This window comes from bacterium SCSIO 12827 (assembly GCA_024397995.1).
Classification (GTDB): Bacteria; Pseudomonadota; Alphaproteobacteria; order Rhodospirillales; family Casp-alpha2; genus UBA1479.
On the sequence record CP073746.1, the window covers coordinates 2587564 to 2610306 of the forward strand.

At 61.1% G+C, this 22743-nt stretch carries 28 protein-coding genes; 11 read left to right on the plus strand and 17 right to left on the minus strand.

Features of this window, described 5'->3' with window-relative positions:
• Nucleotide 1: 1 nt before the first annotated feature.
• From flhB to KFF05_12205, 6 genes are all read right to left on the minus strand, one after another.
• The gene (gene flhB / locus KFF05_12180) at nucleotides 2–1072 is read right to left on the minus strand and encodes a flagellar biosynthesis protein FlhB (GenBank protein ID UTW50704.1); all 1071 of its coding nucleotides are present in this window, start codon (nucleotides 1070–1072) and stop codon (nucleotides 2–4) included.
• A 24-nt stretch (nucleotides 1073–1096) separates the two neighbouring features.
• Nucleotides 1097–1855 (minus strand): flagellar biosynthetic protein FliR, encoded by a 759-nt coding sequence (locus tag KFF05_12185; protein ID UTW50705.1) that lies wholly within the window; start codon nucleotides 1853–1855, stop codon nucleotides 1097–1099.
• An 18-nt stretch (nucleotides 1856–1873) separates the two neighbouring features.
• Nucleotides 1874–2137 (minus strand): flagellar biosynthesis protein FliQ, encoded by a 264-nt coding sequence (gene fliQ, locus KFF05_12190; GenBank protein UTW50706.1) that lies wholly within the window; start codon nucleotides 2135–2137, stop codon nucleotides 1874–1876.
• Nucleotides 2138–2168: 31 nt separating this feature from the next.
• Nucleotides 2169–2399 carry a flagellar hook-basal body complex protein FliE gene (locus KFF05_12195; GenBank protein UTW53690.1) on the minus strand — a complete coding sequence of 77 codons (231 nt, stop codon included), beginning with the start codon at nucleotides 2397–2399 and terminating at the stop codon, nucleotides 2169–2171.
• 166 nt (nucleotides 2400–2565) lie between these two features.
• Nucleotides 2566–2982 (minus strand): flagellar basal body rod protein FlgC, encoded by a 417-nt coding sequence (flgC, locus tag KFF05_12200; protein UTW50707.1) that lies wholly within the window; start codon nucleotides 2980–2982, stop codon nucleotides 2566–2568.
• 137 nt (nucleotides 2983–3119) lie between these two features.
• Entirely contained in the window at nucleotides 3120–3515 is a 396-nt protein-coding gene (locus KFF05_12205; protein ID UTW50708.1) for a flagellar basal body rod protein FlgB, read from the minus strand.
• Nucleotides 3516–3926: 411 nt separating this feature from the next.
• On the opposite strand from KFF05_12205, the gene KFF05_12210 reads away from it, so the two are divergent.
• The 5 genes from KFF05_12210 (at nucleotide 3927) to KFF05_12230 (ending at nucleotide 6535) form a co-directional block, all read left to right on the plus strand.
• Entirely contained in the window at nucleotides 3927–4196 is a 270-nt protein-coding gene (locus KFF05_12210) for an EscU/YscU/HrcU family type III secretion system export apparatus switch protein (protein UTW53691.1), read from the plus strand.
• Nucleotides 4193–4507, plus strand: coding sequence for a hypothetical protein (locus KFF05_12215; GenBank protein ID UTW50709.1), 315 nt, complete (start codon nucleotides 4193–4195; stop codon nucleotides 4505–4507). The genes KFF05_12210 and KFF05_12215 overlap by 4 nt, the downstream gene beginning before the upstream one ends.
• Before the next feature lie 10 nt (nucleotides 4508–4517).
• On the plus strand, nucleotides 4518–4862 hold the full coding sequence (locus tag KFF05_12220; protein UTW53692.1) for a flagellar biosynthetic protein FliO: 345 nt from the start codon (nucleotides 4518–4520) through the stop codon (nucleotides 4860–4862).
• Between the two features lie 71 nt (nucleotides 4863–4933).
• Nucleotides 4934–5680, plus strand: coding sequence for a flagellar type III secretion system pore protein FliP (gene fliP, locus KFF05_12225; protein UTW53693.1), 747 nt, complete (start codon nucleotides 4934–4936; stop codon nucleotides 5678–5680).
• Between the two features lie 183 nt (nucleotides 5681–5863).
• Nucleotides 5864–6535 carry a FecR domain-containing protein gene (locus KFF05_12230; GenBank protein UTW50710.1) on the plus strand — a complete coding sequence of 224 codons (672 nt, stop codon included), beginning with the start codon at nucleotides 5864–5866 and terminating at the stop codon, nucleotides 6533–6535.
• A gap of 22 nt (nucleotides 6536–6557) precedes the next feature.
• Here the strand turns inward: KFF05_12230 and KFF05_12235 are convergent, their stop codons facing one another.
• Nucleotides 6558–7301 (minus strand): helix-turn-helix transcriptional regulator, encoded by a 744-nt coding sequence (locus KFF05_12235; GenBank protein UTW50711.1) that lies wholly within the window; start codon nucleotides 7299–7301, stop codon nucleotides 6558–6560.
• 132 nt (nucleotides 7302–7433) lie between these two features.
• Here KFF05_12235 and KFF05_12240 point away from each other — a divergent pair, with 132 nt between their 5' ends.
• Complete coding sequence (locus KFF05_12240) at nucleotides 7434–7970, plus strand: AhpC/TSA family protein (protein ID UTW50712.1); 537 nt, start codon at nucleotides 7434–7436, stop codon at nucleotides 7968–7970.
• A 106-nt stretch (nucleotides 7971–8076) separates the two neighbouring features.
• Here KFF05_12240 and KFF05_12245 read toward each other — a convergent pair whose 3' ends face one another.
• The 9 genes from KFF05_12245 to KFF05_12285 all read right to left on the minus strand — a co-directional run bounded on the left by KFF05_12245 (nucleotide 8077) and on the right by KFF05_12285 (nucleotide 17203).
• Nucleotides 8077–11304: a tetratricopeptide repeat protein gene (locus KFF05_12245; protein ID UTW50713.1), complete on the minus strand. Its 3228-nt coding sequence runs from the start codon at nucleotides 11302–11304 to the stop codon at nucleotides 8077–8079.
• On the minus strand, nucleotides 11301–12023 hold the full coding sequence (locus KFF05_12250) for an OmpA family protein (protein UTW50714.1): 723 nt from the start codon (nucleotides 12021–12023) through the stop codon (nucleotides 11301–11303). The genes KFF05_12245 and KFF05_12250 overlap by 4 nt, the downstream gene beginning before the upstream one ends.
• 8 nt (nucleotides 12024–12031) lie before the next feature.
• Nucleotides 12032–12724 carry a hypothetical protein gene (locus tag KFF05_12255; GenBank protein ID UTW50715.1) on the minus strand — a complete coding sequence of 231 codons (693 nt, stop codon included), beginning with the start codon at nucleotides 12722–12724 and terminating at the stop codon, nucleotides 12032–12034.
• Nucleotides 12725–12793: 69 nt separating this feature from the next.
• Nucleotides 12794–13459 (minus strand): protein phosphatase CheZ, encoded by a 666-nt coding sequence (locus tag KFF05_12260; GenBank protein ID UTW50716.1) that lies wholly within the window; start codon nucleotides 13457–13459, stop codon nucleotides 12794–12796.
• Nucleotides 13460–13469: 10 nt separating this feature from the next.
• Complete coding sequence (locus KFF05_12265; protein ID UTW50717.1) at nucleotides 13470–13856, minus strand: response regulator; 387 nt, start codon at nucleotides 13854–13856, stop codon at nucleotides 13470–13472.
• Nucleotides 13857–13983: 127 nt separating this feature from the next.
• On the minus strand, nucleotides 13984–14739 hold the full coding sequence (locus KFF05_12270; GenBank protein UTW50718.1) for a hypothetical protein: 756 nt from the start codon (nucleotides 14737–14739) through the stop codon (nucleotides 13984–13986).
• 71 nt (nucleotides 14740–14810) lie between these two features.
• Nucleotides 14811–15341: a hypothetical protein gene (locus KFF05_12275; GenBank protein ID UTW50719.1), complete on the minus strand. Its 531-nt coding sequence runs from the start codon at nucleotides 15339–15341 to the stop codon at nucleotides 14811–14813.
• A 125-nt stretch (nucleotides 15342–15466) separates the two neighbouring features.
• Nucleotides 15467–16618, minus strand: coding sequence for a flagellar motor switch protein FliM (fliM, locus tag KFF05_12280; protein UTW50720.1), 1152 nt, complete (start codon nucleotides 16616–16618; stop codon nucleotides 15467–15469).
• Nucleotides 16619–16645: 27 nt separating this feature from the next.
• A complete protein-coding gene (locus tag KFF05_12285; protein UTW50721.1) occupies nucleotides 16646–17203 on the minus strand; it encodes a flagellar basal body-associated FliL family protein in 558 nt (185 codons plus the stop codon).
• A 408-nt stretch (nucleotides 17204–17611) separates the two neighbouring features.
• On the opposite strand from KFF05_12285, the gene flgF reads away from it, so the two are divergent.
• From flgF to rnk, 5 genes are all read left to right on the plus strand, one after another.
• Nucleotides 17612–18349, plus strand: coding sequence for a flagellar basal-body rod protein FlgF (gene flgF / locus KFF05_12290; protein UTW50722.1), 738 nt, complete (start codon nucleotides 17612–17614; stop codon nucleotides 18347–18349).
• Nucleotides 18350–18516: 167 nt separating this feature from the next.
• Entirely contained in the window at nucleotides 18517–19302 is a 786-nt protein-coding gene (flgG, locus tag KFF05_12295) for a flagellar basal-body rod protein FlgG (protein ID UTW50723.1), read from the plus strand.
• A 91-nt stretch (nucleotides 19303–19393) separates the two neighbouring features.
• Nucleotides 19394–20419: a flagellar basal body P-ring formation protein FlgA gene (gene flgA, locus KFF05_12300; protein ID UTW50724.1), complete on the plus strand. Its 1026-nt coding sequence runs from the start codon at nucleotides 19394–19396 to the stop codon at nucleotides 20417–20419.
• Between the two features lie 52 nt (nucleotides 20420–20471).
• Complete coding sequence (locus KFF05_12305) at nucleotides 20472–21245, plus strand: flagellar basal body L-ring protein FlgH (GenBank protein UTW50725.1); 774 nt, start codon at nucleotides 20472–20474, stop codon at nucleotides 21243–21245.
• A gap of 485 nt (nucleotides 21246–21730) precedes the next feature.
• The gene (rnk, locus tag KFF05_12310) at nucleotides 21731–22144 is read left to right on the plus strand and encodes a nucleoside diphosphate kinase regulator (protein UTW50726.1); all 414 of its coding nucleotides are present in this window, start codon (nucleotides 21731–21733) and stop codon (nucleotides 22142–22144) included.
• 117 nt (nucleotides 22145–22261) lie between these two features.
• Here the strand turns inward: rnk and dksA are convergent, their stop codons facing one another.
• Complete coding sequence (gene dksA, locus KFF05_12315) at nucleotides 22262–22678, minus strand: RNA polymerase-binding protein DksA (GenBank protein ID UTW50727.1); 417 nt, start codon at nucleotides 22676–22678, stop codon at nucleotides 22262–22264.
• Between the last annotated feature and the right edge of the window lie 65 nt (nucleotides 22679–22743).

The window sequence follows — 22743 nt, forward strand, 5'->3', positions numbered from 1 at the left end:
GTTAATGGGGCAGCTTGCCCTTGAGCCGCATGACGTGACCGATAACCTCGGCGACCGCCTTGAAGTGTTCCGCCGGGATTTCCTCGTCCAGTTCCACCGAAGCGTAGAGAGCCCGCGCCAACGGCGGGTTTTCAACGATGGTGATCTCGTTTTCCTCGGCGATTTCACGAATTTTCAAAGCGACCAGGTCCTGCCCTTTGGCGATCACCTTGGGGGCCGGCATGGTTTCCATCTTGTATTCGAGGGCGACCGCAAAGTGAGTCGGGTTGGTGATCACCACATCGGCGTTGGGCACCGCCGCCATCATGCGCTTGCGCGCGCGCTCCGTACGGATCTGGCGGATTCGCGCTTTGATCTGCGGATCACCGTCAGTCTGCTTGTACTCGTCCTTGATCTCGGTCTTGGACATCCGCATCTGCTTCATGAAAGTCGCGCGCTGATAGATGTAATCGAGCGCAGCGATGAACCCCATCACCCCGATGGTCGCAAGAGCCATGATGATGGCGATCTCGTGGATACGGTGAAGGGCGGCGGATGTGGAGATCGCGGGCATCATTTCCAGATCGTGCAGCATGGGAATGGCAAGCCCGAACGACACCGTCGCGACCAGGGTGAGCTTCAGGATGCCTTTCACAAACTCCATCAGTCCTTGGCTGGAAAACAGCCGCTTGAACCCGCTCAAGGGGTTGATCTTGCTCGGTTTCGGCTGGATTTTCTTGGTCGACCATATAAGGCCGAACTGACCAACGTTGGCGACGATCGCCAGGACCACGAACATCGCCATGGCGGGCGCGAGAATCACCCCGATCTCCATCGCGACCTTGGAGAACACCAGGCGCAGATGTTCGAAATCCATCGGAATAGAGTAGGAGGCCCCGATGAACCGCCGGCCGATCAGGGTGATGTCACGGGCCATGGCCGGCGCCAGGAACATCAGCATCCCAACGCCGCCAACCAGAACCATCAGGCTCTTGATTTCCTGAGATTGGGCGACCTGGCCTTCGTCACGGGCCTTGGCGAGTTTCCGTCCGGTCGGCTCTTCTGTTTTTTGTGAGTCGTCTTCTTCTGCCATGTGTCCCTACCGTCGATCCGGGCGTTAGCCCGTGAAAACGGCGTACCCCTGTTGGAAATGGTTGAGAAACACCAGCATGATCGACGAGAACACGATCATGAGAGCACCGAGTTGAACCGTGACCTGCACCGGCAGTCCGAAGAAGAACACCGGCAACTGAGGCATCAGTCGGCCAAGAATGCCGAGTCCGATGTAATAGACCATGGCGATGACCAGGAACGGGATGGACAACTGAAACCCCAACGCAAAGCTATCGGCGACCCGGCGCGCCAGCATCAGCGCCATATCGCCGGTCGACACACCTTCGCCGGGCACGAACAAGGAGTAGGAATCGGCCACCACCGTGAAATACACATGATGGCTGTCCGTGACGAAGATCATCACCAGCCCGCCGATGGTCAGCATATTGGCGATGACGGAGCTTTGTTGTTCGGTAATTGAATCCTGAACCAAGGCATTCGCCATGGCCGCGAACAGGGCGATCAAAGTCCCCGCGGTTTGCAGGGCACTGATCATGATGACCGCGATCCCGCCGAGAAACAGGCCGACGATGATTTCGCCGGTAAGCAGCAGGAACAGGACATAGGGACTTTCGGGCGGCGCGGGCAGGTTTTCCGCCAACACGGGCGTCATAACAACGGCGACGGCAGTGGCCAGAATGACGCGGATGCGCGCGCTGACATAGGCTGCCGCGATACCCGGCAGAATGGCCATCATGGCGCCGACGCGCGACAGAACCAGCAAAAATGCAAAAACGTTGAGTTTAAGAAGCTCTTCAAGCATGTCCGCGCCCTTCGCCGCCTATAGCGCCGAAATTCGGTCGAACAGGGTGTCTGCGAAGGTGGTGACCGTATTGATCATGAACGGCAGCAGGACGACGATTCCGATGAAGATGACAATGATCTTCGGCACGAAGGTCAGGGTCATTTCCTGGATCGTCGTCAGGGCCTGAAACAGGGCGATGATAAGGCCGCTGATCAAACCAAGGAACATGATCGGGCCCGCTACCTTGATGATCACCCACATGGCGTTGCGACCAATATCGACGATATCCACTTCGTTCATGATCGCGGGCTCCAGCCTTCTCGCCGAGCGATTAAACCGGCATGCGAATGATGTCGTTGTAGGCTTCCAGAACCTTGTCTCGCACGTTGACCACGGTCTGCAGGGTCATTTCGGCCTCGGCCACGGCGGTCACCACCTGGGTGATGTCGGCGCGGTCGTTGATCGCGTCGATGGACAGTTTTTCCGACGTCTCGCCGATCTTGCGGGCTTCCATGATGGCGCTGCGCACAAGATCGCCGAACTCCTCGTTTGCCTTGGCCATCGGCGGCGCGTCATCCCGCGTGCCGGAAATCTGTTGGCGGGCTGCCCGTTGATAGGCGTTCAAGGCCTGGTGAATATTGAAATCGGCGTTCACGCTCATTGTTATGCTCCCGTTCTAGGCCCGTTGGGCCCGGTCCGCGTTGGGACCTAAATTTCCCGCGCCGGCCCTAATTACTGCGCAGCACGTCGATGACGCTGTTCAACATCGTTTTCGACGACTTGATCAGGTTCAAATTGGCTTCGTAGGACCGCTGCGCTTCGCGCATGTCCATCATTTCAATCATGGTATTGACGTTGGGTGTCTTCACATAGCCGTCCTTGTCGGCGGCAGGGTGAGACGGATCATACTTGCTGCCGAAGTCGGACAGGTCCTTGTGCAGACGGTTGACGTGCACCGTTTCGACGCCGACGGACTTGTCCAATTCATTCTTGAAGGTCACCAGCTTGCGCCGATAGGGATCGTCACCGGGGCGCTGCGGCAGGCTGTCCGCGTTGGCGATGTTTTGCGAGATCACGCGAAGGCGCGTTCCCTGCACGCGCATCCCGGCGCTGGAAATGCGGATGGTCTTGATAATGTCGTCCATCGGGGCTTTCGCCTCCTTGATCTTTATCCGGGCAAGGGTTCTCCCTATGTCCGGTGGCGTTGGTTTGGACGACGTTCTGTCGAGGTTCCCGTTCCAGGTTCGCCTGTGGCCTTTGCGGCCCGAATTTTAATGACCGCCTAACGTCCGCGGCTGGCGGTTTTCAGCATCTCCATGTGCTTTTTGTAGAGTTCCGTGGTCAGTCGGTGTGTGGTCTGTGTCTCGGCCACCTTGCCCATCTGTTCCTCAAGCACCACCGAGTTGCCGTTGGGCGCCGTCTCATAGGGGTGGCGCGGCTCTTCGACAAAGAAATCGCGGATGCGCTTGCGTCGGCCGCCCAGCTGCCCAGGCTCCGTGACAACCATGTTCAACTGCGCCGATTCCTTGCGCAGAAGGTCGCGGAACTGATACGGCTTGAGATCCTTCGCCTTGTAATCAGGCGTGTCCGCGTTGGAAATGTTCTGGGCCAGAATTTCCTGGCGCTGGCCAAGCCAATTAAGACGTTTCTTAACAGCTGCGAAGAGGGTCAGATCCATCTGCGCGCGGCCCCTTAATCTAGCGGAATTAATCCGTTGTCCCTGGTTCCGGCGAGCATCACAAGCCCCGGAAACCGTCCTGCTAGGCATTATCTGCCGGGTTCCTTAACAACCTATTAAGCACGTCCGGTTCCGCCGCAATCACCTGGGCCTGGCATTAAACGTCTGATTCCGAAACGGAAAACCGGTCCCGCTGTAATCATTTGTTAAACCGGGGACCGTTAGGATCAGGCGAATCCGGCAATTATTGCCGACCATCAGGCCACGCCACGCGAACGGGACCAGCGGCACGTGAACGCAGATACCCCCAAAGACCCGACCGGTAACGACGGTGCGCAAGCGAACTTCCAGCGCATTCCGGCAACCAAGGAAGCGCTCGCCGTTGCCCTGGCCGAAGGGGCCCTGCCGGGCATGGCGCCCACCGTGGTTGCGGGCGGGCGCGGGCGTCTGGCCGAACAGATTCTGCAGATTGCCTTCGCCAACGGCATCAAGGTGCGCGAGGACGCGGATCTTGCTCAACTTCTGGCCACGATCGACATGGAAGAAGAAATCCCCGTCGAAGCCTTCGCCGCCGTGGCCGAAATTCTGATTTATCTTTACCGCGCCAACGGCGCCGACGATCTGGCCGGTAAAAGCCGCGAAGACATCGTGCGTGAATGGATGGGAGATACCCAACCATGAGCGACCACGACAACACAAGCGGCGACAATGCGCCTTCCGCGTCCCTGGAATCGGCCATGGCAGAGGTCGAGTCCATGATCCTGAACGCCCGCCGGGCCCTTGCAGGCGGCGAGTTGCTGGACATGTCGCCCTTGGGCGACCGGGTCGCCTGGATCTGCGAAAACGTCCGCACCATGGCGCTCACTTCATCGGACCCGGACAGCATCCGCCTCCGCCTGGAAAAGATGGTCTCGGATCTCAACCGTCTCGAAGATCAAATCCGCATCGGCGCCGGCCTTGGCCCGGCTGACGGGGAAACGGGCAAGGAATAGAGCCATGGACATGGACATCGGCGGCTATTTCCGCTTCATCCTCGCACTGATTTTCGTGATCGGCCTGATCGCGCTGCTTGCCGCCATGGCGCGGCGCGCCGGTTGGGGCTTTCCGGCCGCCGCCATCAAGCGCGCCAGCAACCGACGCCTGGGCGTCGTGGAAGTAACGCCCCTTGACGGCCGCCGACGCCTGATCCTGGTCCGCCGCGACGACACGGAACATCTGCTGCTGGTCGGCCCCACGTCCGAGCTGCTTATCGAAACCGGCATCGCCGGTACCGGTACGGATTTCAGACAAGCCCTGACCACCGCCACCCTGCCCGCCGCCGACAACAATAAAGACGGCCGGTCATGACGAACGACGGTCAGATGCGGCGTATCTTCACACGGCGACGGCGGCGCAATCCCCTTGCCCACCCTCTGGTGATGATCCTGGCGGTGATCGGCGCCGCCTGCGCGATCTATTTAGGGCTGTCTCTGCTTAGCCCGCCCGCGCTCGCGCAATCGATCTCCCTCGATCTGGGCGACCAGGGCGGCGACACCACGGGCCGCATCATCCAAATGCTGCTGCTGATCACGGTGCTCAGCGTCGCACCCTCGATCCTTATCATGGTCACATCCTTCGTGCGCATTATCGTCGTGCTGTCGTTCTTGCGTACGGCCATGGGCACCCAGCAAACGCCGCCCAACCAGGTCATGGTCGGGCTGGCTCTGTTCTTGACCCTCTTCATCATGCAGCCGACCTTCGAAAAAGCCTGGGAAACCGGCATCAACCCGGTGATTCAAGGCGACCTGGACGAACTTCAGGGTTTCAACCGGGCCATCCTGCCGTTCCGCGACTTCATGATGAGCCACGTCCGTGAACGCGATCTGTTGCTGTTCACCCAGATTGCGCGCGTTCCCGATGAAGAAGCCCGCACGAACATGCCCATGCGGGTACTGATTCCGGCCTATATGATTTCCGAGCTGAAGCGCGCCTTCGAGATCGGTTTCCTGCTGTTCGTACCCTTCCTGATCATCGATATGGTCGTTGCATCGATTCTCATGTCCATGGGCATGATGATGCTGCCACCGGTCATCATCGCCCTGCCGTTCAAGATCATCTTTTTCGTGCTGGTGGATGGCTGGTACATGACCGTCGGCTCACTGGTCAAAAGCTTCGGCGCCGGCTAGACAGCCGATCATCCGCTTCCCTTTCCAATAGCCCCGTTCCCGAAACCATCAGCGGGAGGCTGCAATCACACGCTCCCGCGCGTGATCGCAGTCACATAAATCCATGTGCGTATCCTGTAGGACATGCCCCGAATACGCAGTGGGGAGTGCGAACCCAGGCCGAAACCGGCCGCAAGACATTGGATGATCGACGCTATGTATTTCAGGTTTACCCGATCGGCCGCCCTTGTGGTCGCGTTATTGGTCATGTGCCTGCCAGCCCTGGCCCAGGAGAGCGCGGGCGTCATCGAACGCCAAAAGGGCGAGGCCACGCGCAGCCTTTCGGGATCGACCGCGCCGCTATCTCTGGGCGCCAAAGTATTCGCCGGCGACATCCTGAAGACCGGCCCGGAGGCCCGCCTTTTGGTGCGCTTTGCCGACGGCTCGTCCCTGACGCTGGGCGAAAAGGCCGAGGTTTTCGTGGATGAAATGACCTTCGACCCGGTCGCGGCCGGCCCCGGCACCGGCCGCCAGGCCCTGATCATGGTGGTCGGCGTGTTCCGCTACACCTCCGGAAAAATCGGCAAGGCCAGCCCCTCCCAAGTCGCCTTCGGCACACCGACAGCCACCATCGGCATTCGCGGCACGGATTTCCTGGGCGGTGAATTGACCGTCGGCATGCCGGCGGGGCAGCCGCACTACGGCTTCCAAATCCAGGAAGGCGCCATCGAGGTCATCACCCCACAGGGCAACGTCACCCTGGACGAGCCAGGCGAAGGCACGTTCCTGCCGCTGTCCGGTGGCCGCGCGCCAACGCCCGTACGCCAGTGGACGGCGGAAGAAGCCGCCGAAGCCCAGGCCGCCATCGCGTTCTAGACCGGCGGCCCCCACCCCATCTCTATCCCGTGCGGCGCAGTTCCGTAGGATTGACGCCGAATTGCCGATGGAAGGCGCGGGACAGAGCCTCGGAACTGGCGTAGCCGTATCGTCGGGCGATCGTCTGAACCCGCGCCCCGCGATCCATGTCCTGACGTGCCAGCGTCATCCGCCAACGACGCAGGTAACTTTGCGGGGCTTCGCCGACAACCGTGCGAAACGCATCGGCGAAACGCGACAACGACATGCCCGCGACAACCGCCAGATCGGCATTTGACCACGCCCGGCCCGGATCTTCGTGCAGGGCCGATATGGCGCGTGACAGGCGTTCATCGGCAAGCCCCGCCAATACGCCCGGTTCCGCAGTCCCCTGTTCGATCTGCTGACGCATCAGGCGGATCACCAGAACTTCGGCCAGACGTTCCAGAACCTTGTCGGACCCACAACGCCGCCCCCCGGCCTCGGCCAGGAACACATCCAATAGCGCCCGCGTCTCCGCGTCACGGATCGGCAGAGACACCGTCGCCGGCAAGGCCGCCATCAAGGGATTGGCCGCCCCGCCCCAATCGATTGAACAGGCGGCGACCGGCACTTCATTGGTCCCGGCGGTGGGAACGCCGCCCCGGGTGCGGATTTCGACACGCCCCGGCACACCCGTTTCCGGATCACCGAACACGGTCATATTGCCGGCCCCCAAAGGCACCCGCAGAACCCGCAGGTCAAAACGGGAGATCAGAGCAGACAGTCGATCATATCGGTCAGCCATGGGGATTCAGGGGGTTTTGATCAATTAATTTGGAGTTTCCTGATTATAACGACTGATAAGGTCGTCGTCATCGAAAACCGGCCGCCGCATGTGGCGGCACGGAGGCTCAACTTCAAAGGAGAAACCCGCCCCATGCTCATGCCACGTCAGAAGACGCCCGATCTGTCCGTCGATTTGGTGACCGGCGGCACATTCGACCTTGCGTCGGAAACCACCGAACGCGGAACAATCATCTGCTTCTATCGGGGCCTGCACTGCCCGATCTGCGCCAATTACATGGCGGAATTGGAAAAACTGACACCGGAATTCGCCAAACGCGGCGTCGGCACCATCGCGATTTCCAGCGATGATTCGGAACGCGGCAAGGCCATGGCTGAAAAGATCCCCGCCAAGGAATTGCGCGTCGGTTACGGCCTGACCCTGGCCAAGGCACGGGAATGGGGGCTGTTCATCTCGACCTCCCGGGGCAAGACGTCCATCGGCATCGAAGAACCAGCCCTGTTCTCCGAACCCGGCCTGTTCATGGTCTCGCCGGATCAGACGCTCTATTACGCCTCGGTCCAGACCATGCCGTTCGTCCGTCCGCATTTCTCCGAATTGCTGAAGGCGCTCGACTTCGCCATCGAGAAAAACTACCCGGCGCGCGGCGAATACACCGGCGCCGTGTGACGCGCCGATCACGCGACAACGCGTAAACACCCGCGTTCATCGCGGGACGAGCGCAGAAGAAGCCCGGTTCCAGAAATGGAATCCGGGCCTTCTTTATGCCCGATTATCAGTTGATGGCGCTGAGCGGGTCTTTTTCCAGACGCTCGCGGTAGGCCGTCAGGAAGGATTTGAAGTTCTGCGCCACAGCGACCCGTTCCTTGACGCTTTCCGGCGAGATCAGGCCGAGGGCCGGACGCGCCGCGATCAGATCGAAGGCCTTCGCCATATCAGTCTCGGCCATGGCAGCGCCGAAGTTGTCACGGATACGGGCAAGGCCGCGTTCATTACCGCTGAGCGTCATCGCCGTCGCCAGATTGAGCATGTAGCGCGCCTGTTTACGGTTGAGCTTTTCACCACGGCGGGCACCGCTTGCCGTCACGACGCGCTGCAGGGACTGGGCCGCGTCATTCCAATTGCCCATGGTCCAGTAGATTTCCGAACGCAGGAGTTCACCGTCCATGGACTGATCCGGCTCCAGCAATGCCAGCCCGTCGGCATAACGCTGCTGTCCCATCAGGGCCTGAACGAGAAGATGATTGCGCTGTTGTGCAAGGTCGGCGTTCAAGCCGTCCGCAGCGGTCGCCCGGATCACCCGTTCGGCGTCCGCATGCTTGCGTGCCAGAAGGTGGATCAGGCCAAGGCGCGCGCCGACGCGTGCCCGGTCGGCACCTTGCAGACGAAATTTGATCTGGCCTTCCAGCAGCGCCGCCGCCTGATCCAGCAGGTCGACCCCGACAAGGCGGTCGGCGAGTTTTTGAATCATGGTATCGCCGCGCGAGCCGGCGGGGGTCAGTTCCTTGAATTCCTCATAGATGGCGATCGCCGTGACCGGTTTCAGGGCATTGGCCTTGTCCTCCAGATAGAGGGCATTGAAGGTGTCCGACATTTCCTTGGTCACAGCTTTTGCATCCGGATGGTCGCGGAAATGGGTCGCGGCCTGGCGCAAGGTCTGCAGCGCCTCGCGGTATTTATCCTGTTCCAGGTAGAGCGCTCCCAGGCGGCGCAAAAGATCGAATTCACGATTGTCGCCGCGCCAGGCGAAGCGCTGTTTTTCAAGTTCTTCCGTCGCTTCACGCTTGGTCATGCGGTCAAGACGCAGCAGAAGTTCAACGCGCGTCCGCGCCGCGCGGAAACGGGCCAGCCGATCAGGGCTGTCCATGACCTCTTCCCACAGCGAAACAGCGCCGTCGAAATCGCCTTCCAGTTCCGCCAAACGTCCTTGCACGAACTTGATCTTGGCTTCCTGGCTCGGGCTGGGACCATCGGCCAGCAGCGTGGAAATCAATGTTTCTGCCGTGCGCACGTCGCCGATTTCCACCACCGCCTCGGCGACGATGGTTAATAATCGGAACCGGAGCGCGCGGGGATAAGGACGGGCAATTGAGCCCGACCGGCGCAACTCGATGGAGGCCCCGTTCAGGTCACCGCGCGCGGCCTGGATGATCGCGCGCCAGAATTCGCCCTCGTCACTGCCGTTTAGTGCCGCGTTATACAGATCCTTCTCCGCCTCGGGCAGGCGGCCCAGAAGAAACTGAGCGCCGCCATGCAGCAGCAGCCATTCGCGATCCTGAGCCAGCGACGGCTGCACCTCAAGGGCATGGGCCAGAACGCCCAAGGCTTCCGCGCCATAGGCATTGGCAAAGTAAAACCGGGCCAGGTTCATGCGTGCTTCCCGCTGCCCGGCCTTGGGCGCCACGGCAAGAGCCTGTTCCAAAATCGCGCGGGTCTGCAGGATCGCAGCGTCGTTTGGCGTGTCCCATTTCTCAAGATCCAGGACACGGACCAGGGGCCGCATCGCCGACATCCGTGCACTTGCCGCCATTTCCTGGGACACCGGCGAGAACTTCAGCGGGAACGTGGGCGCCGCGCTGGCGATTTCCACGCCCTGACGCAGCGAGCGCACACGCACATCATCGATACGCGGCGTCACCACGACGCCCTGGATGGAGGGTAGAATTTCGAACTGAGGATAGGCGTAGGTTCCGGCCACGCCATGGCCAAGCGGAATACCCGGCACGACCAGCATATTGTCGGCGACGATGGGATCGGTCAGCGGGATCACCTTGCCGGGTTCTGGCAGCGGCATGAAGATGCGGGCCCCGATGGGGGAATCCGGCTGGGCCTGGACTTCCAGCGGAATCTTGGGCGTCGCTTCCTGGGTTCGGAAATCGATCAACCAAGCCAACCCGGCCCGACGCATGGACGGATTGACGTCCTTGGGCGTGGTCATGCGCAGAACGGTGGCCTGGGGAATGTAGACCTGCTGCAGTGTCGAAATGACGGCGCCCCCGGCTTCTTGCAAGGCGGGAACGTTGACATTGGTGCGCTTGTCGAACACCAGCCACAGAAATCCGTTACGCCGGAATGCCGCGGCGGCGACGGGCTCTTCCCAGTCGAAACGCAGGGTTACCGTCCCTTCGTCACCTTTGGCCACGGACAATTGCGCACTCGGCGCCGGCCCGGGGGCCGGGGCTTGGGCCGCAGCGTTGCCGGTGGCCTGCCCCGACGCCTGGGCGGTTGCCGTGCGCGGCGGTTGCGCGGGCGCGGCGCCAGGGGCCGTTGCCGTGGCTTGGGCCGGCGGGGTCAAAAGCAGCGGCTGACCAGCGGGCGGGGACTTCTGCGCAGCGCCCTGGGGAAGTTGCTGTGCGGCCCGGGTCGCCGTGCCCCCCGCAGCGTGTGCGGTTTTGGCAGTGGCAGCGGGGGCCGATGGTTTCTGGAGAGGCGGCTGCGGCAGGGCCTGGGCGGCAACGGCTGGCTTGGCCGGTACGGTGGCGACCGGCGGCACGGGATCCGTCGCCGGAGAGGCCGGTTTGGCATCAGCAGCCTGGGGAGTGGCCGGGGCCTTGCCGCCGCCGGGCACGCTCACCTGCGCCGGAACGGCAACCGGGTCCTGCCAGGGTGCGGGTTCGCGGACGTCCAGGGCGATCTTGTTCCCGGCATAGAAATCACGCACGGTGGAGCGCGGCGGCACGGCGATCACCGAAACCGTGCGCCCGCCCTCCGTGGCGGAGCGAATGCCGCCGACGAACAGCGGCGGGTTACGGTTGAGGTCGGCGTCGTCGATCTGCGCCGCCGCCTCAAAGATCACGGTGACAAGGCCGCCGTCCTTGGTGAGCTTATAAGGCACCTTGGTGGGCCAATCGAACACGACGCGGGTAAAGGTGGCATGAGCACCGGCGCGCACGTTGACCTGAACCGCATCTTGCGCGCGGGCTTCTTCCAAAGGCGCCAAGCACAGGCCCCAGGCCAGAACCACGGCCATCAGGGCCGTGCCAAGAATCCGGCGAACGGTCATCGCAGCCCCCCCGACGTCGGGAACACGACAATGTCGACGCGCCGCCCCATCAACTGGCGCTGGGCCGGCGGCATGGGCGGCAATTGGTCATAACGGCTGTCCGAATATCCGAAAGCGACGATGGGTTCGGCGTAGCCGGCAGCACGCAGTTGGTTGGCAACGGCGGCGGCGCGGGCGGTCGACAGTTCCCAGTTGGAGGCATAGTCGCCACCAGCCACCGGCGACGGGTCGGAATGGCCGTTGACGCCCAACTGGTTGGCGACGGTGCTGAGCGCCCCGCCCAAGCGGAACAAGGCGGCGCGCGCGCGGTCTGTCATGACCGCACGTCCTGCCTCAAACAGCAAATCCCCAGGCAAGGCCAGGACCAATCTGTCCTCCAACCGCATGAACTGCGTTTGCTTAAGCAATTCATCGCTATCAATCTTTTCCCGCAGCACGGATGTTAGATAATCCAGGTTAATGGCGCGTTTACGAAACACCGTCGCGATGTTGTGCGTGGCGGTCGAGGAAATGGGCGTTTTCACCTGTTCCGGGGCCAGGCTTTGCGACAGGGAATCAATCACATTGTCCCAGCGGTCCAGCTTGACGTTGGACATGGAGAACAGCATGACGAAGAAGGTCAGCATCAACGACACCAAGTCCGTGAACGTCAGCAGCCACATCTGCGACGCCTTGTGATCGCGTTCCAAATCCCGTTCGGAGCGTCTTGGCAACAGCATGGCGCCCCCTACTCCTCACCATCGCCGTCGAGGCGCAACCGGGTTTCCGCTTCGCGGCGGATGTAAAACCACATGGTGACATCACTGGGGTCACCCGGCTCAATCCCGATGGCGATGGAATCCGGCGGCAGACCGCGTTGCGCCATTTCCCGCGCAAAAGCCCCTGCCCGTGCCAGTTCCAGGGTCTGTGACTGAGGCAGACCGCCGTCGGCGCGAACACGTGATCCGATAATGAATTCCAGATCGAAGCGCAGACCCGGCGGGCGCCCGCTGGCCGCCGCGACAATGCGGTCGAGAAGTTCAAACTGCGACGGCAAGATGCGTGCCGCATTCTCGGCAAACAGGGTGCTGGCGGGGATTTGAACCTGCATCAGGCGCCCGGGATGGACGACCTTCACCTGGGCCACCTGCAGGGCGGCAGCGAAGATGTCGGTGACCGTTTCCTGGTATTGCTGCCCAGCGATCAAATCCCCTTCCTTGGACTTGAAACGCGTCGGATCCGTGGACGGCGGCACGATCGAGGTAAAGGTCGACGTCAGACTGTCCATCACCGACTTGGTCTTGACCTCCTCCAGGGTGGAAATGGTCACCAACAGGATGAAAAACGCCAGAACCAACAGGAACAGCGACAGGAACAGCGCGGGCGTATTGGGCCCGCGCGCGGTATCCGGGATCGGCGGTAGGAAATCACGTTCAGCCATGCCGGGATTCTAGCAGAAATCTGGTAAAGACGGCCTTACCAAAACCCCCGCAAATGCCGGCAAGATGGATCAGTCGAAACTGTTCAGAAGGGCGTCGATATCGGCCTGCGACATCGCCGCCTCTTTCTTCTGCGGGCCATGTAGAAGGTCTTCATCCGCCGGAATGGCTTCCTCTACCGGGGCCTCTTCCGTCTTCGGATTGGCCGCCTTGTACTTGGCGATCTCGTCTCCGAAGGCGTTAAGCAGCGCATCGACCTTTTCCTCGATGTGCTGCAGGGCGCCGACCACCTTGGTGATCCGCTGGCCGGTAATATCCTGAAACCCGCAAGCTTCGTAAATCTTGGTGGTTGCGTCCATCAGACGCTCGGAATTCTTGCCCTTGAGCTTGGACATCACCTCCTCGATCTCGCCGACGGCATCCATGATCGAGTTGGTTGCTTCCGCCGTCGCTTCGACGATGGCATCCAGTTCATCCGCCGCCTTGGGAAGGAATTCGTCCTTCACTTCGTCCGGGCGCAGGGCGGCGATGTCGGATTTGGCCTCGGAAATGAAGCGCGACAGGCTTTCCAGCTCCTCGTAGAGCCTGACATCGACGGCGGACAGGTCTCCTTGCATGGTGGTGAGGATCGCCTCCACCACTTCTGCAATCTCTTCGACCTTGACCGAGCCGCCAGGTTCCCTTCCAAGTTCCTGAAGACGTGTGGCCAACTCGGGATCGACCGAGTCTGTCGCCATAACGGTCTCCTTAGAACTCGCCAAGGACGCTGATCAGCTTGCCTTTGAGCGTTTCTGCGTTGAACGGCTTGACGATATAGTTGGAAACGCCCGCTTCCTTAGCCGCGATCACGTTTTCAGACTTACTTTCCGCCGTGATCATGACGAACGGGATGTGCTTCAACTTTTCATCCGCACGGACTTCGCGCAGCAGCTGAATCCCGGTCATGGGCTCCATGTTCCAGTCGGAGATGATCAAGCCGAACGCCTTCGCCCGAAGCTTTTTGAGTGCTTCTGAGCCGTCGGACGCTTCATCAATGTTCTTGAAATTCAACTGGCGCAATAGGTTGCGCAGAATCCTGAGCATGGTTTGGTAATCATCCACGATCAGGACGTTCATATTCAGGTCGACAGCCATCTGTTACTCCGTGCTTTGCGCATGGGAATTTATGATTATAGCCCCAGTAACCGGCAGTTTATTCATGGCTGGGGGCAGAGCAAGCCTTTTTAAGGCGATAGGTCCATAGTCATAGGCAGGAAATGCCCTAATTTCCCTGGTCCAGACCTTCGCGCGGCAGCGACCGGAGGTCGCGCAGTTGCACCGTCACCTCACGCGCTTTCTCGGGATTCATCTTGGCCATCACGGGGGCCAGCTTGCGTTCCTTCATGCGCTGGGCGACTTCCAGCAGGGTATCCATCTCAAGGTCCTCGAAAATCCGCGCCGCTTCTTTGGGCTTCATGCTCTCGTAGATCTTGACGAGGCTTTCCATTTTCGTTTCCTGCTGCTCGTCGAACACCTTGATGCGGCCATTGATTTCCGCTTGCAGGTTCTTCAATTCGGCGATCTTGCGGTCAATGCGGGCTTCGGCGGCGGCAAGCATACCCTGACGGACCTGAAGTTCCTGTTCACGGGCCTCGATCTCGCGCCGGCGGTCGGCCAAGTTCTGCAGCAGGTCGATTTCCTGCGGCGTCAGCAGCGTCGGATCATCGGTAATCAGCTTGGAAGCGGCCGGATCGCCCGGCGGCGGGGCGGCGACGGCGTTCGGATCGGCTGCACCTGGTACGGCGGCTTGCTCGGCGGCGGGCGCCTCACCGGGCTGCGCCGGAGCCGGTTCCGCAGCCGGCGGCTGGGCGGCGGCGGGTGGCGTTTCCGTCTGGGCTTCCGCCGCACCCGCAACCTGGATGGCATCCTTCTTCAGGCCGTCCACGCTGTTCCAGATATCACCGATTTTCACGGTCAACAGCATCGACGCCACAAAGATCGTCACCGGCAAAAAGCGGAATTTGCTAAAGGGGTTCATTCAAGCGTCCGTCGGGTCCATGTCCGCCCCGTGTAAATCGGGGCCTTTCAGGGGCAATTCGATACCCGGCCTTAGTTGGCCGAGCGGATGGCTTTCAACAAGGCGCGTTCCGCTTCCGAGCGGGGCGTGGGTTTCTTGCCGCCGACCGACGGCGCGGGGTCTCCGGCATCGGCATTCCGCGCACCACGGGCCGCCGCGACCTTGGGCGCGGGGCGCTGTTGGCGGACGGGCTCGACGGCCTCAAGCGGGTCAGCTGTTTCGGCATCGCCGCCGGCCACGTATTCGTCCCGGGCAATGCGCACATTTTCTTCCAAACGATCGGCGGCGATGGTCCCGCGGTCTACCAGGAACACCAGATCGTCCCGCAGGCTTTCCGCCTTGGCCAGCTGATCCTGCAGCGCGTCGGAGGCAATGCGCAAGTCACCGATACTGGAGGTCGCGCGGGTCGTCGCATCGTTGAAGGTGGCGGCCAGCTTTTCCATCTGCTCGCGGTTGCCGCGGAAGCGGGTCAGCCGCCGGTTCAGGATCACCGAATACCAGATCATGACCACCAGCAGGAGGGCCAGAATGATTTCAAGCGTCAAGGAAAAGGAAAAGTTCACGGTCTTGTCTCTCCATCCCCTGGGTAACGGTCCGTTCCAAACGGGGGAACCGGGGTTGTTCGCTGCGGCCAGTCTATGCCCGAGGTTCTGAACGAAATGCTAACCGCGGGCGTTAAAATTCGCGGTCAGGACGTCTTGGGCGCGCGGTCGATACGGTCTTCGATGCGCACCGCGATGCGCCCGCCCTTGCGGCCCATGCGGCCGATATAAAGGGGCACGTTGCCGCAGGACAGCATGACCGGGCTGTCCGGCGTCGCGTTGAGCATCATCTGCGAGCCTTCCTGAAGGTCAAACACCTTCTGCAGGCTGACGACCTGCTGGTCGATGACCGCTTCCAAGTCAACCTCGGTCATCCACAATTCTTCGGCCAGGTGGGTTTCCCAGATCGAATCCCGGCCGAATTTTTCGCCCATGAACATCTGCAGCAGCAGTTCGCGGACCGGCTCCAGGGTCGCGTAGGGCAGCAGCAGTTCCAGGCGCCCGCCGCGGTCTTCCATGTCGATGCGCAGGCGCGTCACGATGGCGGCGTTGGACGGCCGGGAAATCGTCGCGAAGCGCGGGTTCGTTTCCAGACGGTCGAAACGGAAGGTTACGGGGCTCAGGGGCTCGAACGCCGCCGACAGATCCGTCAGCATGACGTGAATCATGCGCTCAACCAGGGAGCGTTCGATGGTGGTGTAAGGACGGCCTTCGATGCGCATCGCGGCGGTGCCACGGCGACCACCCAATAGCACGTCGACGATGGAATAGATCAGCGAGGAATCGACCGTGATCAGGCCGAAGTTGTCCCATTCCTCGGCCTTGAACACGCTCAGCATGGCCGGCAGGGGGATGGAGTTCAGATAGTCGCCGAACCGGATGGAGGCGATGTTGTCGAGCGAGACTTCGACGTTGTCCGAAGTGAAGTTACGAAGACTGGTCGACATCAGACGCACGAGACGGTCGAACACGACCTCGAGCATCGGCAGGCGTTCGTACGACACCAGGGCCGACGACAGGATCGCCTGGATGCCCGATTTCTCGGCGCCTTCCTCGTGACTGTCGTCAAAGCCAAGAAGGCTGTCGATTTCATCCTGGTTCAGAACGCGGGTGGCTTCGGGGGCGGCCATGCCGACATCGGTCGACGCACCGTCGCCGTCACCGCCCATCATGGCTTCCCATTCGGCGGCAAGCTCGTCCTGTTCGTCGCCGCCACCGCCGCCTTCGCCGCCGTCGCCGCCCATGGCGGCTTCCCATTCGGCGGCCATCGCGTCTTGATCGTCAGCCGGGCTCGTCATCCGTCACATCCCCTGCGTACCATAAGTCTACTGAACCAGCATTTCCTTGAACAGGACGTCCTTGACCTGGGCCGGCGCCGTCGCCGCCCGGACCCGGCGCAGAAGTTCCTCGCGCAGGCGGTACATACCGGCGGAACCCTGCAGGTCCTCGATCCTGAGTTCCCGCAGATAGACTTGGAAATTGTCCATCACACGGTCCTTCACGGCATCGATGATCAGTTTGTCCTGTTCACTCGCCACTTCGAGCGACACCTTCATTTTCAAAAACTGGGATTTGCGGCCGGCCGTATTCAGGTTGACCAGAACCTCCGGCAAATCGTGGAACAGGCCGATGCCCTCCGGCGCTTCACCCGAAGCGACCGCGGAGGAACTGTCCTTGCCCGTGATCATTGAAATCAGGGGCTCAAGCAAGCCCGTGAAGAACGCCGCCGCAGCCCCCCCCACGACAAGCAGAAGCACCGCAACGATGATGATGAGCTTCTTCTTGCTCTTGGAGGCACCCTCGGAAGAGCCGCCTTCTTCGCCGTCGGCGTCTTCGTCGGCGCCGCCGACCTCTTCGTTTTCCAGATCGTCGTCGTCAGCCATATCCGGGGCAACCGTTTCCTAGCGTCCTGATCCCAAGTCTTGGCACTTTAAAATCAGGTCGTTAACAAGTCGTTGAAGCGGGAATAAGGCGTTGCCCCCGGCACATCCGGCGCAAGCGCCCACTCAAGGCACCCGCATACAGCCCTGACTGTAATCATATCAAAGTCCCGCCACCGCCAGCAACGACTGGCTCTAGGCAAGAAATACCCGGCAAAGGCTGCCAAAGGTATCTGGATTTTCCCAGTGCCCAGACCCGATAAATATATTTATCTATTTGAAATAATTTATTTTTTTAACTTGGCACGGGGGCTGCAACAGGTTTGGCGGAAATACATGAACTGCCTTCCGGATGAAGGTCCCGCTAAAGGGGCCACACCGGAAGAGAACGAATAGAACGGGAAAAATCAGATGGAAACCACAGCGGTCATTGCCGCTTCGCGCCAAGGCGCGCTCAAACGGCAGCTCGAAGTTGTCGCCAACAATTTGGCGAACATGAGCACCAACGGCTACAAATCCAGCCAGATGATGTTCGTTGAGCATGTCGTCAAAAGCAAAGGCGGCGAACGGCTCATCAGCCCCAAACTCACTTTTGCGCGCGATCTGGCGACCCGGCTCGACACCACGGACGGCGCCATCGAAACCACGGGCAACCAGCTCGACATGGCGATCCGCAACGATGGCTTCTTCGTGGTCCGCGACCCGCAAGGCAACGAGTTTTATACGCGCAACGGCCAGTTTCGCCTGGATACGGGCGGTCAGATCGTCAACCAGCAGGGCTATCCGCTGCTGTCGACCGGCGGCCAGCCGATGACCCTCGGGGCCAACGACGCCGAAATCAACGTCGGTCGCGACGGGACCATTTCGACGGAGAACGGCCAGCTTGGAAAGGTCAGGATCGTGCGCTTCGATAATCCGCAAGATCTGGAGCAGACCTCGGGGGCCTTGTTCTCCTCGACCACGCCGGCCATCGATGTCGACAGCCCGGATGTCATCCAGGGCGCTCTGGAAGGGTCCAACGTGGAGCCGATCATGGAGATGGCCAAGATGATCGAACTGCACCGCAGTTATGAAAGCGCCAAGTCCTTCATCGAACGTGAGGACGAACGCCAGAAGGAAATGATTAGAAGCCTGGCGCGCGACGCTTAAACCGGCGACGCCACGGACCGATCGATCGGGCCGAAAGCCCGGAAAGACCACCGCCGGCCGAACGCCGGAACAAAAAAACATGCGGCTGAAGTGCCGCGTCGACGACACGACAAAACGCACAACGCAACACGCCGGAACCGCAACCGGCAAGCGAAAGGACGGGAAAAATGAGATCGCTTGATATCGGCTCGACAGGCATGATTGCCCAACAGCGAAACGTCGAGGTCATCTCCAACAACCTCGCCAACATGAACACCACGGCCTTCAAACGCCGGCGCACGGAATTCCAGGATCTGATTTATCAGGATCTGCGCCGCGTCGGGTCGACCTCGGCCGACAACGGCGCCATCGTGCCCACGGGCGTGCAGCTCGGTCTCGGTGTGAAGCTGGCTGCCGTCTATCGTATCCACGAGCAGGGCAACCTGTCGTCCACCGACAACACCTTCGACATGGCCATTCAGGGCAAGGGCTTCTTCCAGGTCCAGTTGCCCACGGGCGAAACCGCCTATACCCGCGACGGCACGTTCCAGCTTAACGAGAACGGCCAGATCGTGACCCATGACGGTTATCTCCTGAACCCGCCGATCACAGTGCAGGACGACGCCATCGACGTGACCATCAACGCATCTGGCGAAGTTCTGGTGAAGATCGAAGGCCAGGTGCAGTTTTCCAACGCCGGCCAGATTCAGACCGTGAATTTCCAGAACGAACCCGGTTTGGAAGCCATCGGCAACAACCTCTACAAGGAAACCCCTGCTTCCGGCAGCGCGACCACCGGCAATCCCGGAACGGAAGGCTACGGCACCATTCTTCAGGGCTTCCTGGAAACCTCGAACGTGAACGCGGTGGAAGAGATCTCCAACCTGATCTCCGCCCAGCGGGCCTATGAAATGAACTCCAAGGTCATTCAGACCTCGGACGAAATGCTGGGAACGCTGACGTCGCTCCGCTAATCGGCACGACAAGTAAACAGTAAAGCCAGAACGGCTTCGTAAGTCCGCAAGACTTTGAAAAGGCCGAAAGGTCTCAGAAAGGTAAAGTGACATGACCGCCCGAAATCTGTTCATCGCCGCCGTAATGGCCGCAGCACTGGTGCCCGTCGCCGCGCTGCCCGCGGCCGGTGCCGCCAAGAAAACGTCGCCCGCCGACGCGGCGGAGCAGAGCGAGAAGGTGACCGCGCCGTTGCTCCGCGACTCCGTTACCGTCGATGACAAGGTGGTCTACCTGGGCGACCTGTTCATCAACGTCGGCGAGAAGGCCGATGCCGCGGTGGCCTACGCCCCCGCCCCCGGCGAACGGGCCATCTTCGACGCCCGTTGGCTTTACCGGGTGGCGCGGGCCTACCGTCTGAACTGGCGGCCGCTGTCGGCCCGCCAACAGGTCGTCGTCGAACGCGTCAGCCAGGTCATCGAACGGGCCGAAATCATCGACACCATCATGGCGGCGCTGTTTGAAAAGGGTGCGGATCCGGCCTCTGAACTGGACCTTTCGACGCAGCTGACCCGCGTCCATATCGCCGGCAGCGCCACCCCCACCATCGGCGTCGACGACATCAGCTATGATCCGCGCAGTCAGCGCTTCGCGGCGGTCATCTCCATCCCCAAGGGCGACCCGGCCGGGGAACGGTTGCGCCTGACCGGCCGCCTGCATCCGGTGGTCAAGATCCCGGTCGTATCGAAGGTGATGGCACGCAACGACATCCTTACGGAACGTGACGTGAAATGGATCCGCATCCGCGCCGACCGCATCATGCCGGACACGGTGACCAAACTGGAAGACCTGGTCGGCATGTCTGTCAAACGCGGCCTGCGGCCCGACGACGTGATCCGCCTGTCCGACGTCGAACGCCCGATCCTGGTGGAACGCGGCTCGCTTGTGACCGTCACCCTGAGCCACGGCCCGCTGTCCCTGACCGCACAAGGCAAAGCACTTGAGCGTGGGGCTCTCGGCGACGTGGTGCAGATCGTCAATCGGCGCTCCAAATCCGTGTTCGAAGGCGAAATCACGGGGCCCAGCCGGGCCAAGGTGACGATGATGAGCATTCGCGAATTGGCGCAGAACAGCCAGTAACGGCACGAAAGGAATTCGCCCCTTCCCTTAAGGGGCAATTAGGAGAAAACCCATGAACGGCTCGATCATCTCCCTCTCCCGTCAGTTGCTTCGGACCACTGCCCTGGTCACCTTGCTGGCCGGCACGGTCGCCGGATGCAACACCCTCACCCGCCTGTCACAGGTCGGTGACGAACCGAAGATCACGCCGATCCAGAACCCGACGGGACGGCCCGACTACAAGCCGGTGTCCATGCCCATGCCCGCACCCAAGATCGCCGAACGCAACCCCAATTCATTGTGGCGGGCAGGTGCGCGGGCCTTCTTCAAGGATCTGCGCGCCAAGCAGGTCGGCGACATCATGACCGTGCAGATGACCCTGAGCGACAGCGCGACCTTGGAAAACAAGACGGAGCGCGACCGCATCGACAATGAATCGGCGAACGTCACCAACCTGTTGGGCTTCGAGGGCGAACTGACCCGCTACCTGCCCGACGGCGTGAACCCGGCCGCCATCGCCAACTTCGGCAACACCCACGGCACGGAAGGCGACGGTTCCATCGAACGGTCGGAAGAAATCAGCCTGACCTTCGCCGCGGTCGTCACCCAGGTTCTGCCCAACGGCAACCTGGTCATCATGGGCCGCCAGGAACTCCGGGTGAACTCGGAACTGCGCGAACTCATGGTCACCGGCGTGGTGCGGCCTTCCGACATCGATTCCGACAACAAGATTTCCCATGAAAAGATCGCAGAAATGCGGGTCGCCTACGGCGGGCGCGGAACGCTGAGCGAACTTCAGCAGCCCCGCTGGGGAATGCAACTTTGGGACATCCTCTTCCCGTTCTAGAAGGAGCGGCATCTCCACCGAACGGACAACAGTTTCCCGTTCTAGGTTCGTATGAAGAACCTGGATCAACTTCAAAGGCCGGCGCCCAGCGCCGGCCTCTTTTTTGGAAGGAACTTGCCCGCGCAATCCCCGCCCGTATTGGGCGGCTTGGGGATTGGCCGGGTCGGCCAAGCCGCCCCTGTTCCAAGCTTGGGGACCGATGCATGCCCTCCATCCAGCTTGACTTCCCCGCGCCGTTTTCCTATGGCCATTACCATGAACACGGTCATGCACCTCTGCGTCATTCTTCGCCGGCAGCATCCCCTCGCGGGAGGCTAGCCCCCGGCTTGGCGACGTCGCGTCCCCAGCCGTGGGGACCTGACAAATTGCCCCGTCACAAGGGGCAGGCCTAATTCAGACGCGACACCCGGAATTTTCAGACATCACACGCAACGTATTCGGTGCGCCCACCGCGCGCGCCGGGTTCCTTTCCAGGGGATCCAGCAATGACCTTCGAAAACGCGACACAGTCCAAGCCCCCGATTACCATCGCCCGCAGCGACCATGACCGGTTGGGGGGGCTTGCCGAGGGGGTGAGCGACAGAAACCCCGACGTTTCCAGCCAGCTTCTTGCCGAACTCGACCGGGCGGAAGTCGTTCCCGATGAACAAATTCAGGCGAATGTCGTCAGAATGGGGTCGACCCTGCGTTTCACCACCGACACGGGCGAAGACCGAACCATTACCTTGGTGTTTCCCAAAGAAGCGGATATTTCGGCAGGCAAGGTGTCGATCCTGACACCCATCGGTGCGGCGCTGATCGGCCTGTCGGCCGGACAGTCCATTGACTGGACCGGACGCAACGGGCATCCCCACAGGCTGGTGGTCGAAAGCGTGAATGGGATCGACAATCCCGCCTGACGCCAGTGCCGGAGAAGCCGGGGAATACGGCACAGCGGGTCAATTCAGGACATAGAAAAGCCGCGCGAACCTGGCCAGGTCGGCCTTTCGCGCGGCTCTTTAACCTTTGCCGGGACTTTAGTCGTCCCGGTGCGTGCGCTCCATGCGCTCGTGGCGTTCCTGGGCTTCGATACTCAGGGTCGCGATCGGCCGGGCTTCCAGGCGCTGGACGCTGATCGGCTCTTCCGTTTCCTCGCAATAGCCGTAGCTGCCGTCTTCGATGCGCTTCAGCGCCTCGTCGATCTTGGAGATCAGCTTGCGCGCGCGGTCCCGGGTGCGCAGTTCCAGCGCACGTTCCGTTTCAATGGACGCACGGTCGGCGATATCGGGCTCGATGATGCCGCCTTCCTGCAGAGACTGGAGGGTTTCGTTGGATTCCTCGAGCAATTCGGCCCGCCATTTCAGGAGCTTCCGGCGGAAGTACTCCAGCATGACAGGATTCATGAAATCCTTGTCTTTCTTGGGATTATAATCTGGCGGAACAGTAATCGTCATTTCTTAGTCGTCTCCCCCGGTTAACTGCCAGGTTGCCGTTTGTCGACGGGCGCGGAATATACGGA